Annotated in this window: 15 protein-coding genes; 8 read left to right on the forward strand and 7 right to left on the reverse strand. The window is 52.9% G+C overall.

Features of this window, described 5'->3' with window-relative positions; genetic code table 11:
* Positions 1-38 precede the first annotated feature (38 nt).
* The 5 genes from AC3ITF_RS08020 to AC3ITF_RS08040 are packed head-to-tail and all read left to right on the forward strand — an operon-like array spanning position 39 to position 5,205.
* On the forward strand, positions 39-1,655 hold the full coding sequence (locus AC3ITF_RS08020) for an ABC transporter substrate-binding protein (RefSeq protein WP_489176298.1): 1,617 nt from the start codon (positions 39-41) through the stop codon (positions 1,653-1,655).
* Positions 1,652-2,689 (forward strand): ABC transporter permease, encoded by a 1,038-nt coding sequence (locus tag AC3ITF_RS08025; protein ID WP_137362658.1) that lies wholly within the window; start codon positions 1,652-1,654, stop codon positions 2,687-2,689. The genes AC3ITF_RS08020 and AC3ITF_RS08025 overlap by 4 nt, the downstream gene beginning before the upstream one ends.
* Entirely contained in the window at positions 2,686-3,591 is a 906-nt protein-coding gene (locus AC3ITF_RS08030) for an ABC transporter permease (RefSeq protein WP_096756532.1), read from the forward strand. The genes AC3ITF_RS08025 and AC3ITF_RS08030 overlap by 4 nt, the downstream gene beginning before the upstream one ends.
* The gene (locus AC3ITF_RS08035; RefSeq protein ID WP_115258062.1) at positions 3,563-4,435 is read left to right on the forward strand and encodes an ABC transporter ATP-binding protein; all 873 of its coding nucleotides are present in this window, start codon (positions 3,563-3,565) and stop codon (positions 4,433-4,435) included. The genes AC3ITF_RS08030 and AC3ITF_RS08035 overlap by 29 nt, the downstream gene beginning before the upstream one ends.
* A complete protein-coding gene (locus tag AC3ITF_RS08040) occupies positions 4,432-5,205 on the forward strand; it encodes an ABC transporter ATP-binding protein (RefSeq protein ID WP_137399523.1) in 774 nt (257 codons plus the stop codon). Before AC3ITF_RS08035 ends, AC3ITF_RS08040 begins: the two co-directional genes overlap by 4 nt.
* On the opposite strand, the gene yegS is transcribed toward AC3ITF_RS08040, so the two are convergent.
* From yegS to AC3ITF_RS08075, 7 genes are all read right to left on the reverse strand, one after another.
* Complete coding sequence (gene yegS / locus AC3ITF_RS08045) at positions 5,202-6,101, reverse strand: lipid kinase YegS (RefSeq protein ID WP_489176299.1); 900 nt, start codon at positions 6,099-6,101, stop codon at positions 5,202-5,204. The two genes, AC3ITF_RS08040 and yegS, sit on opposite strands and share 4 nt — an antisense overlap.
* 130 nt (positions 6,102-6,231) lie before the next feature.
* Complete coding sequence (gene artJ, locus AC3ITF_RS08050) at positions 6,232-6,963, reverse strand: arginine ABC transporter substrate-binding protein ArtJ (RefSeq protein WP_489176300.1); 732 nt, start codon at positions 6,961-6,963, stop codon at positions 6,232-6,234.
* A gap of 179 nt (positions 6,964-7,142) precedes the next feature.
* Positions 7,143-7,811, reverse strand: coding sequence for an arginine ABC transporter permease ArtM (gene artM / locus AC3ITF_RS08055; RefSeq protein WP_096756537.1), 669 nt, complete (start codon positions 7,809-7,811; stop codon positions 7,143-7,145).
* Entirely contained in the window at positions 7,811-8,527 is a 717-nt protein-coding gene (gene artQ / locus AC3ITF_RS08060) for an arginine ABC transporter permease ArtQ (RefSeq protein ID WP_096756538.1), read from the reverse strand. The genes artM and artQ overlap by 1 nt, the downstream gene beginning before the upstream one ends.
* 6 nt (positions 8,528-8,533) lie before the next feature.
* Positions 8,534-9,265, reverse strand: coding sequence for an arginine ABC transporter substrate-binding protein ArtI (gene artI, locus AC3ITF_RS08065; RefSeq protein WP_096756539.1), 732 nt, complete (start codon positions 9,263-9,265; stop codon positions 8,534-8,536).
* Between the two features lie 16 nt (positions 9,266-9,281).
* Positions 9,282-10,010: an arginine ABC transporter ATP-binding protein ArtP gene (gene artP / locus AC3ITF_RS08070; protein WP_096756540.1), complete on the reverse strand. Its 729-nt coding sequence runs from the start codon at positions 10,008-10,010 to the stop codon at positions 9,282-9,284.
* 226 nt (positions 10,011-10,236) lie between these two features.
* Positions 10,237-10,752 (reverse strand): lipoprotein, encoded by a 516-nt coding sequence (locus AC3ITF_RS08075; protein WP_115258065.1) that lies wholly within the window; start codon positions 10,750-10,752, stop codon positions 10,237-10,239.
* Between the two features lie 542 nt (positions 10,753-11,294).
* On the opposite strand from AC3ITF_RS08075, the gene cspG reads away from it, so the two are divergent.
* The 3 genes from cspG (at position 11,295) to AC3ITF_RS08090 (ending at position 12,174) form a co-directional block, all read left to right on the forward strand.
* Positions 11,295-11,507, forward strand: a complete 213-nt coding sequence (gene cspG, locus AC3ITF_RS08080) for a cold shock protein CspG (RefSeq protein ID WP_046479624.1) — start codon at positions 11,295-11,297, stop codon at positions 11,505-11,507.
* 10 nt (positions 11,508-11,517) lie between these two features.
* Positions 11,518-11,706: a cold shock small protein YmcF gene (gene ymcF / locus AC3ITF_RS08085; protein ID WP_489176434.1), complete on the forward strand. Its 189-nt coding sequence runs from the start codon at positions 11,518-11,520 to the stop codon at positions 11,704-11,706.
* Between the two features lie 294 nt (positions 11,707-12,000).
* A complete protein-coding gene (locus AC3ITF_RS08090) occupies positions 12,001-12,174 on the forward strand; it encodes a GnsA/GnsB family addiction module toxin (protein ID WP_096756542.1) in 174 nt (57 codons plus the stop codon).
* The last annotated feature ends 200 nt before the right edge of the window (positions 12,175-12,374 follow it).

Consider the following 12,374-nt stretch of genomic DNA (forward strand, 5'->3'; position numbering starts at 1 on the left):
TCCGGCAATATGTACCCTACAGTACAGGCAAACAATAGATGAAAAAAACTTCCTTACTGGGCGCGTGTTTACTCGCACTCGCCGTGTCGATGGGGAGCAGTGCGGCGTACGCCAAAACGCCGCCCGATCAGCTCATCATTGGTATGAACATGAATAACCTGCTGACCCTCGATCCTGCCGCCATGACCGGCAACGAAGTGGTGGGCATTGTGGTGAATTTATATGACTCGCTGGTGGAGTTGGATCCTGCCCAGTTGACCCATGTGAAACCCGCGCTGGCGACATCCTGGGATGTCAGTCCGGATGGCACCACCCTGACTTTTCATCTGCGCGATGACGTGACCTTTCACTCCGGTAATCCGCTGACTGCTGACGATGTGGTGTGGTCGATGCGTCGGATCCTGCACCTGAATCTGGCGCAGTCGTCGGTGTGGAAATCCTACGGCTTTAGCAAAAAAAATATCGACCAACAGGTCAGCGCCCCGGACAGGTTTACAGTGAAAATCACGCTGCCCAAAGCCAACGATCCGCAGTTGATTATCTATTCACTGGGGGCGCTGGGGAATCTCGGCGTGCTGGACAGCAAAACCGTGCAGCAACATGTGCTGAATAACGACTGGGGCAACCACTGGCTGACCACCAATGAAGCCGGGTCTGGCCCGTTTACCCTTGATACCTGGCAGGCGAAAGATGTCCTGCGCATGACGCGTAACCCGAACTACTGGCGCGGCGAGGCGAAAATGAGCCGCGTGGTGTTGCGCCATTTTCAGGAATCCCAGACCCTGCGTCTGATGATTGCCAAGGGCGATCTGGATATTGCCAGTAATATGGCGGTTTCAGACATCAATGCCCTGCGTAGCGATCCTGACCTGAGCGTGGATGCCGTCCAGCGAGGCACGATGTATTACGTGGCAATGAGCATGAAGGAGGCACACTTCGCCAATCCGAAAGTCCGTGAAGCCGTGCGTTACCTGATTGATTATCAGGGGATCAATAAAGCGCTGATGCCGGGATACGGCGTATTGCATCAGCGTCCTATCAAGGCAGGAATGCCCTCCACGCTGCCTGACCCCGGCTATCGCCTCGACATTTCGCGCGCTAAAAAGCTGCTGGCGGAGGCGGGATACCCGGACGGTTTCGACACCACGCTGCGGGTGCTGGCTGACCAGCCTTTCCAGAATATCGCGATTGCCGTGCAGTCCACGCTGATGCAGGCGGGTATTAACGCCAAAATCATCACCGGAACCGGTAATCAGATCTACGGCGCAATGCGCGAGCGTAAATTTGACATGCTCGTCGGGCGCGGCGGCAGCGGCATGGAACCGCATCCGCACTCCAGCCTGCGGGCGCTGGTCTATAACCCGGATAACAGCGATGCAGCCCGGCTTACCAACTTTCAGGGCTGGCGCACAGGTTTCTACGATAAACCGCTTAATGACATGATCGACAGCGCCCTGCTGGAGCGTGACCCGCAAACGCAGACTCGCGCGTATCAGGCGATCCAGACCCGCTACGACCAGCTCGTTCCTGCGCTAATTCCGCTGTCGCAAATGGTGGATTCGGTCGTTGTGCGCCGTGAGGTGCAGAATTATCAGCCGCATCCGTCGGCCACCACGTTTTTGCGTGATGTGTATAAAACCGGAGGTGAACAATGAGCGTTGCCATACTTGCACCTGGCTCACGCGCCCGGCGTGTCTCGACCCGTCTGATACAGGTGGCAATTACGTTGTTTGGATTGCTGCTGCTAACCTTTTTTATCGGTCGCGTCATGCCGATCGACCCGGTACTGGCGATCGTGGGACCTGATGCGGATCAGAGTACCTATCAGCAGGTGTATCACCAGTTAGGCTTTGATAAATCGCTGGCGGCGCAGTTTGGTATTTACTTCACCAATCTGCTGCACGGCGATCTGGGTAATGCGCTGCTGACCGGTAAGCCGGTGATGGATGACATTGTACGCGTTTTCCCGGCCACCATTGAGCTGGCGACGATGGCCATTGTGGTAGGGGCGGGTCTGGGGATCCCGCTGGGGGTGTTGGCGGCGGCACGACGCAATAGCCTGTCGGATTACGTGGTGCGCATCATTAGCCTGGCAGGTTATTCCACACCGATTTTCTGGGTGGGGATGATGGGGCTGCTGGTGTTCTACGCCTGGCTAAGCTGGGTGGGCGGCGCGGGGCGTCTGGATCTCGGACTGGACGGGCTGGTGCCACGCCAGACCGGATTAATGACCGTCGACGCGCTGTTGGCCGGTAATGCCACCGTGTTCTGGAATGCCATTAATCATCTGGTTTTGCCTGCTGCGCTATTGGGTTTTCACTCTCTGGCTTACATCAGCCGTATGACCCGTAGCTTTATGCTGGCGCAGCTTTCACAGGAGTTCATTATCACCGCGCGCGTCAAAGGGCTGACCGAGCGTCAGGTCATCTGGAACCATGCGTTTCGCAATATTCTGGTGCAACTGCTCACGGTGGTCGCGCTGGCCTACGGTTCGCTATTGGAAGGCGCGGTGCTGATTGAAACCGTCTTTTCCTGGCCCGGTTTTGGCTCCTATTTAACCGGCAGCCTGCTGCTGGGTGACATGAATGCGGTGATGGGCTGCGTGCTGCTGGTTGGGGTGATTTTCGTCATGCTCAATCTGCTCTCCGACATGCTGTATCAATTCTTTGATCCGAGGACAAAATCATGACGGTTTCTCTGGATACGCCGCGGGATAGCGGCAATAGCGAACAACGTCTGCGGGCGAAGCAGGCGCTGCTGCGAGCGCGCGGGTTCATGGGCAAGATGGCGCGTAACCCGCTGACCGCCATTGGCGGCGGAATTATTGCGTTGTTACTGCTGGTGGCCATTTTTGCCCCGCTTATCGCACCGTACAACCCGTTGGTGCAGGATTTAAACAGTGCGCTGGTGGCGCCGAACGCGCAGCACTGGTTCGGGACCGATGAGTTTGGCCGCGATATCTTTAGCCGCCTGGTGTATGGCTCGCGCATCACGCTGTATATCGTGCTGCTGGTGTCGGTCACCGTAGGGCCGCTCGGTCTGCTGCTTGGCGTCACGGCGGGTTACTTCGGTGGCAAGGTCGACATGGTACTGATGCGCGTCACCGACATTTTCATTTCTTTTCCAAGCCTGGTACTGGCACTGGCCTTTGTCGCGGCACTCGGTCCGGGGCTGGAGCACGTAGTAATTGCCATTACGCTGACCGCCTGGCCGCCGATTGCGCGTCTGGCTCGTGCGGAAACGCTCTCGTTGCGTCAGGCCGATTTTATCTCTGCCGTTCGCCTGCAGGGGGCATCGGCAGGACGTGTGCTGTGGCGTCACATCGTACCGCTATGCCTGCCGTCGGTGATTATTCGTATCACCATGAATATGGCGGGGATCATTCTGACCGCTGCGGGCCTTGGGTTTCTGGGGTTAGGGGCTCAGCCACCGGATCCGGAATGGGGGGCGATGATCTCCAGCGGGCGCACCTACATGATGGAATGCTGGTGGGTAGTGACTATTCCGGGGCTGGCGATTTTGATCAACAGCCTGGCGTTCAACTTTTTAGGAGATGGCTTACGTGACATCCTCGATCCTCGCAGCGAATGATTCGCCTCTGCTTGATGTGCGTAACCTGCACGTCGATTTTATCAACGGCGGCGCGGTCACCCAGGCGGTACGCGGCGTCTCCTTTCAACTCGGACGTGAAAAACTGGCGATTGTGGGTGAGTCAGGCTCCGGTAAATCCACCGTCGGGCGAGCGCTGCTGCACCTGCATCCGAAAAAAGCACGGGTTACGGCAGACAAAATGCAGTTTAGCGATGTGGATTTAGCCCATGCCAGCGAGGCGCAGATGCGGCAAATTCGCGGCAAGCGTATCTCGATGATTATGCAGGACCCGAAATACTCCCTTAATCCGGTGGTGAGCGTTGGCGATCAGATTGCCGAAGCCTGGCTTACCCATCATCCGGGGCGCAAGGCTGAGGCCAAAGCCAGGGCGCTGGAAATGCTGGAGGTGGTGCGTATTCGTCAGCCGCAGCGGGTGTATCAGCTCTATCCGCACGAGATTTCTGGTGGCCAGGGGCAACGTGTCATGATCGCGATGATGTTAATCACCGATCCGGAACTGGTGATTGCCGACGAACCCACCTCGGCGCTGGACGTGTCGGTGCGTCTGCAGGTGTTGGGGCTGCTTGACTCGCTGGTGGAGTCGCGTGGGTTGGGGCTTATTTTTATCAGTCATGACATCAACCTGGTGCGCAGCTTCTGCGATCGCGTCCTGGTGATGTATGCCGGGCGGGTGGTGGAATCCATCGCTGCAGGCGATCTCCACCATGCGCAGCATCCCTATACTCAGGGGCTGATTAGCGCATTGCCAGAAATCCACAACCGCCGGGCGGTGCTGCCGGTGCTGCAACGTCAGGCCAGTTGGCTGAGTGAGGAGGGGATATGATCGACGTTAAAAATCTGAACCTGGCATTTGGTGAGGGAGAAAAACGCAATCAGGTGCTGTATGACGTGACGTTTGGGGTTCAGCCCGGAGAGGTCTACGGTCTGGTTGGAGAGTCTGGTTCGGGAAAGACAACCGTACTGAAGTGTCTGGCTGGATTGTTTACCCATTGGCAGGGTGAACTGGCGATCGACGGACAAGCCCTGGGTCACCGTATTCGCCGCGAACGCTGCCGCCTGGTACAGATGGTATTCCAGGACCCATATGGTTCGCTGCATCCCCGGCATACCATCAGCGATATCCTCGAAGAGCCGCTGTTGATCCACGGCATTGCTGACCGGGATCGGCGGGTTAACGGGCTGCTGGATAAGGTCGGTCTGAACCGGGCATTTCGCGACCGGTATCCGCATCAGCTTTCTGGCGGGCAGCGCCAGCGTGTGGCGATTGCGCGGGCGCTAATCCTTGAACCGCAGGTACTGTTATTGGACGAGCCGACTTCTGCGCTGGACGTATCGGTACAGGCCGAAATTCTTAACCTGCTGGCTGAATTGCAAAAGGAGTCCAGCCTGACCTATCTGCTGGTCACCCACGATCTGGGGGTTATTGCGCATTTGTGTCAGAAAGTGGCGGTGATGCAATACGGAAAAATTCTTGAAACGCTCACCGTGGATGCGCTGGTCAACGGTGAGGCGCAAACCGAGTATACCCGGATGTTAATAAGCGGCAGCCAGCGCTATTCCCGCGATCTGGCGCGGGAAGTGGCGGCGTACTAGCGTAACAAGGGACAACCAGGCGGTAACCGGCAGCGCAGCGCGGCGGGGAGGATTTCGATGTGAAATTCCTGCCCGCTTAGCGGTTCGCCATCGAGATTAAACGTGATTTCATGCGGGGCACGGATATCAAACCAAGATGACGCGCCATCAATAATATTGGGGTTGTCGTCGGATTGGGTAAGTGCCGAAAGTAGCGCCGGAAGAAGCTCATCGCCGGTAAAAATGCGCAGTTGCAGCAGACCGTCGTTGATCAGTGCCGTGGGGCAAAGTTGCTGCCCGCCGCCAGCCTGACGACCATTGCCGATGCCGATCACCAGCGCGTCTCCCTGCCAGTGAAAGTTTTCCCCGCGAATTTCGCAGCTGTCGGGCTTCAGCGTGTCCATGCGCATGAGCCCATGAATAAAGTACGACACGCCGCCCAGCGCGGCTTTGAGTTTTTCTGGTGTTTCTGTCGTGACCCGCGTGCCGAATCCGCCCGTCGCCATATTGATAAAACAGGTTTTATCATTGACCTGCACCATATCTATTTCAACCGCATTGCCGGCGATGGCCAGCTTCAAGGCTTTATCCAGAACATCAGGAATACCCACGCTGGTGGCGAAGTCATTTGCGGTTCCCAGCGGCAAAATCCCCAGTGCGGGTATATCCTCCCCCTGGCAATGGATGAGCGCGGTGGAGACTTCGTTGATGGTGCCATCACCGCCGCCCGCAATGACGGTGGCAACGCCCAACTGGCGGGCCTCATCAACGTAACGCCGGGCGTCGCCTTTTTCCCAGGTGACGCGCACATGGATCTCAACGCCCTCATCGCGTAGCAGGGCAATCGCCTCGCGCAGCGGGGGATTATCAGCACTTTTTCCATTCAGGATCAGTAAGCTGGCTGGGAATACTATCATCCTGTTGCCTCACTTTTATCGTTTTAACAAGTGTATGCCAGGAATGGGTTTATGGCGTAAGAACTGACCGAAAGCGCGGACGTTAAACGTAAAAAGCCGCGATTTGCGGCTTTTTCAGGTAAGGCAGGGATTACTGCGGGAACCACTGATCGCTGATTTTTTGATAGGTACCGTCAGCTTTAATGGCGGCCAGCGCGGTGTTCAGTTCTTCCAGCAGCGCGGTGTTATCCGGGCGAACGGCAATGCCAAGGCCGGTGCCGAAGTATTGCGGGTCAGTTACTTTGTCCGTTGCTACGCCTAACTGCGGATTGGTTTTCAGCCACTCGTTAACTACGGCAGTGTCGCCAAATACGCCATCAATACGCCCGTTTTTCAGGTCAATGATCGCATTCTGGTAGCTGTCGTACGCCACGGTTTTCACTTCAGGATGTTTATCCTGCAGGTATTTCTGGTGCGTGGTGCCGTTTTCCATGCCGATACGTTTGCCTTTCAAATCAGCAAAGGTTTTATAGGTGTCTTTTTTCGCAATGACCAGCGCTGAGTTGGCATAGTAGGGCTGAGTAAAGGAGACCTGCTTACTACGTTCTGGCGTGATGTCCATACCGGAAATCACCGCATCGTATTTTTTGAATTTCAGCGCGGGGATCAGGCTGTCGAACGCATGATTAGTAAAAGTACAGTCAGCCTGCATTTGTTTGCACAATGCTGAAGCCAGGTCGATGTCAAAACCAACAATTTTATTGCTGGCATCCAACGATTCGAATGGCGGGTAGGTTGCTGAGACACCGAAATTGATTTTATCAGCAGCAGAGGCGCCGGTGGCGAAGGTAGCAAGTAATGCGGCCAGGACTAACTTTTTCATGGTGGAACTCCCGTCTGTCAATCTTATGATGATTCACCGTGTCTGCGGCGTTGATTTACAATGCCATTTAATGAATTTGTATGCAATAAAAATGATTAAATATTTTATGTGGAATAAAAAAAAGCGGACAGTCCAGAGACATGTCCGCCTTTACTATTCAGCTTTATGCAGTTATTGACTTAATTGCGGTGTTCAAACGCCAGTGCTTTACGCTCGATTAAGCGCATCATCAACGTCAGCAGGCCGTTAACAATCAGATAAATCACGCCCGCCGCGCCGAAGACCATGACGTCATAGGTGCGACCATACAACAGCTGGCTGTAACCCATGACTTCCATCAGCGTGATGGTGTAGGCCAGGGAGGTACTTTTGAACACCAGCACCACTTCGTTGGAGTACGAGGAGAGGGCGCGTTTAAAGGCGTACGGCAGCAAGATGGCCAGCGTATCTTTCTTGCTCATCCCCAATGCACCACAGGATTGCCACTGACCTTCCGGGATTGCGCGAATAGCGCCGTAGAACAGCTGCGTGGTATACGCGGCACTGTTTAACGACAGCGCAATCAAGGCGCACAGCCAGGGTTCTGACAGCAGATGCCAGAGGACCGGATACTCCTGCAGCGCGGGAAACTGCCCCGGACCGTAGTAGATCAGGAAGATTTGCACCAACAACGGCGTACCGGTAAACAGCGTAATGTAGGCGCGTACCAGCCACACCAGCACCGGGGTTTTCAGCGTCAGGATGACGGTGAAAATCAGCGCCATGACCAGCGCAACCACGATGGAGGCAACCGTCAACGTCAGGCTGGTATGCAGCCCTTTCATCAGTTCTGGTAAATACTCAAGCATCAGCCCGGTCTCCGTTCAAAACGTGTCGCGCGCAGGTCAATGCGTTTGAGAATGTACTGACTCAACAGCGTTATCACCAGATAAATGGCCGCCGCCACGATGTACCAGGTAAACGGCTCCTGAGTACGTGTGGCAATGCTTTTGGTTTGCAGCATCAGATCGTTGACGCTGATCAGGCTTACCAGCGCGGTATCTTTCAGCAAAACCAGCCACTGGTTACCCAGTCCCGGCAGGGCATGACGCCACATTTGCGGCATCACCAGACGAAAGAAGATCGCGGTTTTGGACAGCCCCAGCGCCTGACCAGACTCCCATTGCCCGAGCGGGACGGCTTTCAGTGCGCCACGCAGCGTTTGCGACGCATAGGCCGCATACAGCAATGACAGCGCAATGACGCCGCACAGGAACGGACTGACGTCGAAGTTTTCGATCTCCATCTGCACCGGGATCTGCACGATGCCAAGATTTATCGTAAACCCATCGGCCAGCGTCAGCAGCAGCTGAGAGGAACCGAAATAGATAAACAGAACCACCAGAATTTCCGGCAGTCCGCGCAGGAGCGTCACCAGGGCTGAACCCGTCCATGCCACTGGACGCCATTTAGCAGACTCCCAGACGGCAAACAACATTGCGAGAGCCAGGCCAATGATCAGCGCACAAACGGCAAGGCCGACGGTCATCCCGGCGGCGCTTGCTAAAGGAAAAAATTCATTCATCTAATATTACTTCTGGAACCATTTGTTATAGATGGTTTCGTACGTCCCATCTTTCTTCACTTTTTCCAGCGCAGCATTGAATTTCTGCTGCAGCTCGGTATTGCCCTGGCGCATGGCGATGCCCAGACCGGTACCGAAGTAATCTTTATCGGTGACTTTATCGCCAACGGCGGCCAGTTTCGGATTGTCCTTCAGCCATTCGGTCACGACAGCGGTATCACCAAAGACGCCATCAATACGCCCGTTCTGCAGGTCGAGTTTGGCATTCTGGTAGCTGTCATACGGAACGGTGGTGACTTCCGGATGTTTATCCATGATGAATTTCTGGTGCGTGGTGCCGTTTTGTACGCCCACTTTCTTGCCTTTCAGCTGGTCAATGCTGGTGTATTTACCCTGTTGACCAACAAACAACGCGGAGTTGTCATAGTAAGGCGTGGTGAACAACACCTGTTTTTCACGCTCCGGCGTGATGTCCATACCGGCCATTACCGCGTCAAAACGGCGGAATTTCAGGCTTGGGATCAGGCTGTCGAAAGCCTGGTTAGTGAACGTACAGGTGGCGTCGATCTCTTTACACAGCGCATTTGCCAGGTCAACGTCAAAACCCACAATGTTGTTATTAGCATCAATAGATTCAAACGGAGGATAAGACGCTTCGGTAGCGAAGCGAATGGTTTGGGCTGCGGTAGCGGAAAGGCTAAAACCTGCGATTAGCGCGGCAATCAGAACTTTTTTCATTGTATTGTCCCGAATCTTAGTGAGAGAGATAGTTTTTAAACGCTTCGGTTTGCGGGTTGGCAAAGCAGCTCGCATTCCCAAACTCGACGATATGACCGTTTTCCATATACACCACACGACTGGCCGTTTTACGGGCGACTTCCACTTCGTGGGTGACGATCACCTGAGTAATATTGGTTTCTGCCAGCTCACGAATGATGCTGACGATTTGTGCGGTAATTTCCGGGTCAAGCGCTGCGGTGGGTTCATCAAACAGCAGCACCTGTGGCTCCATCATTAACGCGCGGGCAATGGCCACACGCTGTTGCTGGCCGCCGGAAAGATGCAGTGGGTAACGATCGCTATAGGGCTTCAGTCGCAGACGTTCCAGCAGCTTCTCGGCACGCGCCAGCGCCTGGTCCTTGCTCAGACCCAGCACGCGGCAGGGCGCTTCGATCAGGTTCTGCTGCACAGTAAGATGCGGCCAAAGATTGTATTGCTGAAAGACCATGCCCACGTTCTGACGCAGTTCGCGAATGGCTTTATCAGAAGGTGTTTTCGTGAAGTCGAAACGGTTACCGGCAATAGAGAGCGTGCCCGAACGCGGCATCTCAAGCAGGTTGAGTACGCGCAGTAGCGAGCTTTTCCCGGCTCCACTTGGGCCAAGTAACACCAGTGTTTCGCCCTGAGGGCAATCCAGCGTGATATCGAACAGCGCCTGATGTGCGCCGTAGAAGCAGTTAATGCCGTTTAATTGAATACTCATTGACACTCGTATACTGGCAGTCTGATAGCTATTGAAGCCGCAGATACTACCTTTGGCAGAATAGTTATGCAATATTTATGCGTTAAAAGTTAAATGCAAACCGCATTCTTCTCTAAACATAGCACAAAATAGCGGGGTCACCAGTGGGCAAGAATAATTGTCGGCATTCTATGCAGAATGCCAGACAATTTATGGGGTTTATGATTTGAACGGATGAATGGCGGGATTAACGGTTTTCGACAGACTGGCGCAGCGTCCCGGCTGGCGCATGTACACTGCCACCCAGATAGCGAACATCATCCACGACCCAGCACTGGCCTTCACGGATCATCAGTACTTCATCACGCCAGGTTTGATTACCCTGCTTAAGCTCTACGCGCAGCGGAATGTTACGTGCATCACTATTCGGAATGGTCGAGGCGCTGGCGACACTGGCGCTGTCCGGTAAGGTGGTGCGGCTGGAGAAGGGATCGCTGGTCAGCAGCTCGCGGTGCGAGTTATCGCGGCTGGCATCGGTCAGCAATTTCGCCAGGTTGTCACTTAAGTACGGACGCAGGGCGGTGATGTCGTTGCTACGATGCTGAATGCGGTAATCATAGAACTGTTGTGCCACGCTGTCTGGCCCACCTTCCACGCAAGCGCCGCTACGCGGGCCGTTGTCTTTATAAGCAGGAGTAACGGTGGTACAGGCGCTGAGAAGAAGTGCACAGGGGACCAACAGAGAGAGTTTCGAGTAGCGCATAATGATTTCCTTATTAGCTTTCTACTAATAGTATTCTACGATGAAAAATTCTATCCTTTCAATGACTGTGTAATCGATTAACACTTTGTTTTTACTTGCATAACTTCGCAAATTTCACCGACTGGTACATCTGTGGCTATTGACTGCTTACCTCGGTTCAGTATATCAAACTGCGGCATGATGTTGTCGCCAAGGATGCTCCCTATAGTGTATAGACCATCCACGTATCTGCATGCTTATTTACGAGGCAACAAAATGTGGAAGCCGGACTGCGACGGTATGTATAAGTGCACAATGACGGAGCAGTCCTTAGGCTATCAGGGTATCCGGATGGCTAAAATAAGGGTTGATTAATTCCTGGGCTCATGCGTTAATAGTTGAGTCGGTTTGAATAACAGACGATTTACAAAGTAGTTTACTTCCGCAGTTCTCATTTTCAGGTTTATCCATTTATCCCTTCTTTGAGTCACTCCGCTAAGCACTAAGTCGATTCTGTAATAAAACCAATTATGCCGAAGGGCTCAAATTAAGGAATAAAATATATGTCTAATAAAATGACGGGTTTAGTTAAGTGGTTTAATCCTGAGAAAGGTTTTGGATTCATCACGCCCAAAGATGGTAGCAAAGATGTGTTTGTGCATTTTTCTGCTATCCAAAGTAACGACTTTAAAACGCTGAATGAAAATCAGGAAGTCGAGTTTAGCGTGGAGCAGGGACCTAAAGGCCCATCCGCTGTTAATGTTGTGGCGCTCTAAGGTAACTATTATTACTAATCATATTCACTTTCGCTGCCCATGTTGCCATAGTTCGCAGTACAGAACATCGAGCTTCGATGTGACTGAGGGAAATCCGTTTGGCGCGAAATGTATTTTTTGCAAATCTAAAATGATTACATTTGATAATGTTGCAATGTACATTCAGTCCGGCCAGACTCCGCTGGATTTCAGAAAATAATTTTTTAGGCCCCTTCAAGGGGCCTTTTTTAATGACTTAACAGATGACCCTACATGTTTATCGTGAGATCGTCATCTTGACGTTTTTGTCGTGATGCCAGAACATCGTTTACTGCGAACCTGTCTTCAGCCCCTCTCTTATCGTTTAATATGCAAACAATTTCTGGGTGTGTAATGACCAGTTGCGCCTGGGTTATTGAATCTTTTTATCGTATAGTTTATAGATATCCATGGTTATACAGATAATACTATCTACTGGCGCGTTGATGCCGTTACAGACCAGAAGAGGTGCATAATGGACGTCGAGAAATTAAAAAATAAAACTGAAGCGGATATATCTGAGTTCATCACAAAGAAAATTGTTGAGCTGAAGAAAAAGACCGGGAAAGAAGTTTCCGATATTCAGTTTATCGCTCGTGAGAAAATGACCGGGCTTGAAAGTTATGACATTAAAATTAAGTTGATCTAATTTTCAAATACCATCCAGTATGCGTTAAAGCATCGCCGTCCAGCTGAGGCGGTGCTTTTTATTTTTATAATTTCAAAATGAAACTATAAGTGTGATCTCTTCCGTGTGTGAACGAGGCGGTGGCAAAAGTGTGTGAATTTCAGCCGTACGCGATAACCCAGTATTTCATCCTGGTGGATATTTATTATCACAGGCGTAGG

Source organism: Citrobacter sp. KH_055_1 (assembly GCF_057838705.1).

Bases quoted from the DNA above. Each gene is read 5' to 3' on its own strand.
- AC3ITF_RS08020 (WP_489176298.1), top strand. From the start codon at position 39: ATGAAAAAAACTTCCTTACTGGGCGCGTGTTTACTCGCACTCGCCGTG.
- AC3ITF_RS08025 (WP_137362658.1), top strand. From the start codon at position 1,652: ATGAGCGTTGCCATACTTGCACCTGGCTCACGCGCCCGGCGTGTCTCG.
- AC3ITF_RS08030 (WP_096756532.1), top strand. From the start codon at position 2,686: ATGACGGTTTCTCTGGATACGCCGCGGGATAGCGGCAATAGCGAACAA.
- AC3ITF_RS08040 (WP_137399523.1), top strand. From the start codon at position 4,432: ATGATCGACGTTAAAAATCTGAACCTGGCATTTGGTGAGGGAGAAAAA.
- yegS (WP_489176299.1), bottom strand. From the start codon at position 6,101: ATGATAGTATTCCCAGCCAGCTTACTGATCCTGAATGGAAAAAGTGCT.
- artJ (WP_489176300.1), bottom strand. From the start codon at position 6,963: ATGAAAAAGTTAGTCCTGGCCGCATTACTTGCTACCTTCGCCACCGGC.
- artM (WP_096756537.1), bottom strand. From the start codon at position 7,811: ATGCTTGAGTATTTACCAGAACTGATGAAAGGGCTGCATACCAGCCTG.
- artQ (WP_096756538.1), bottom strand. From the start codon at position 8,527: ATGAATGAATTTTTTCCTTTAGCAAGCGCCGCCGGGATGACCGTCGGC.
- artI (WP_096756539.1), bottom strand. From the start codon at position 9,265: ATGAAAAAAGTTCTGATTGCCGCGCTAATCGCAGGTTTTAGCCTTTCC.
- artP (WP_096756540.1), bottom strand. From the start codon at position 10,010: ATGAGTATTCAATTAAACGGCATTAACTGCTTCTACGGCGCACATCAG.
- AC3ITF_RS08075 (WP_115258065.1), bottom strand. From the start codon at position 10,752: ATGCGCTACTCGAAACTCTCTCTGTTGGTCCCCTGTGCACTTCTTCTC.
- cspG (WP_046479624.1), top strand. From the start codon at position 11,295: ATGTCTAATAAAATGACGGGTTTAGTTAAGTGGTTTAATCCTGAGAAA.
- AC3ITF_RS08090 (WP_096756542.1), top strand. From the start codon at position 12,001: ATGGACGTCGAGAAATTAAAAAATAAAACTGAAGCGGATATATCTGAG.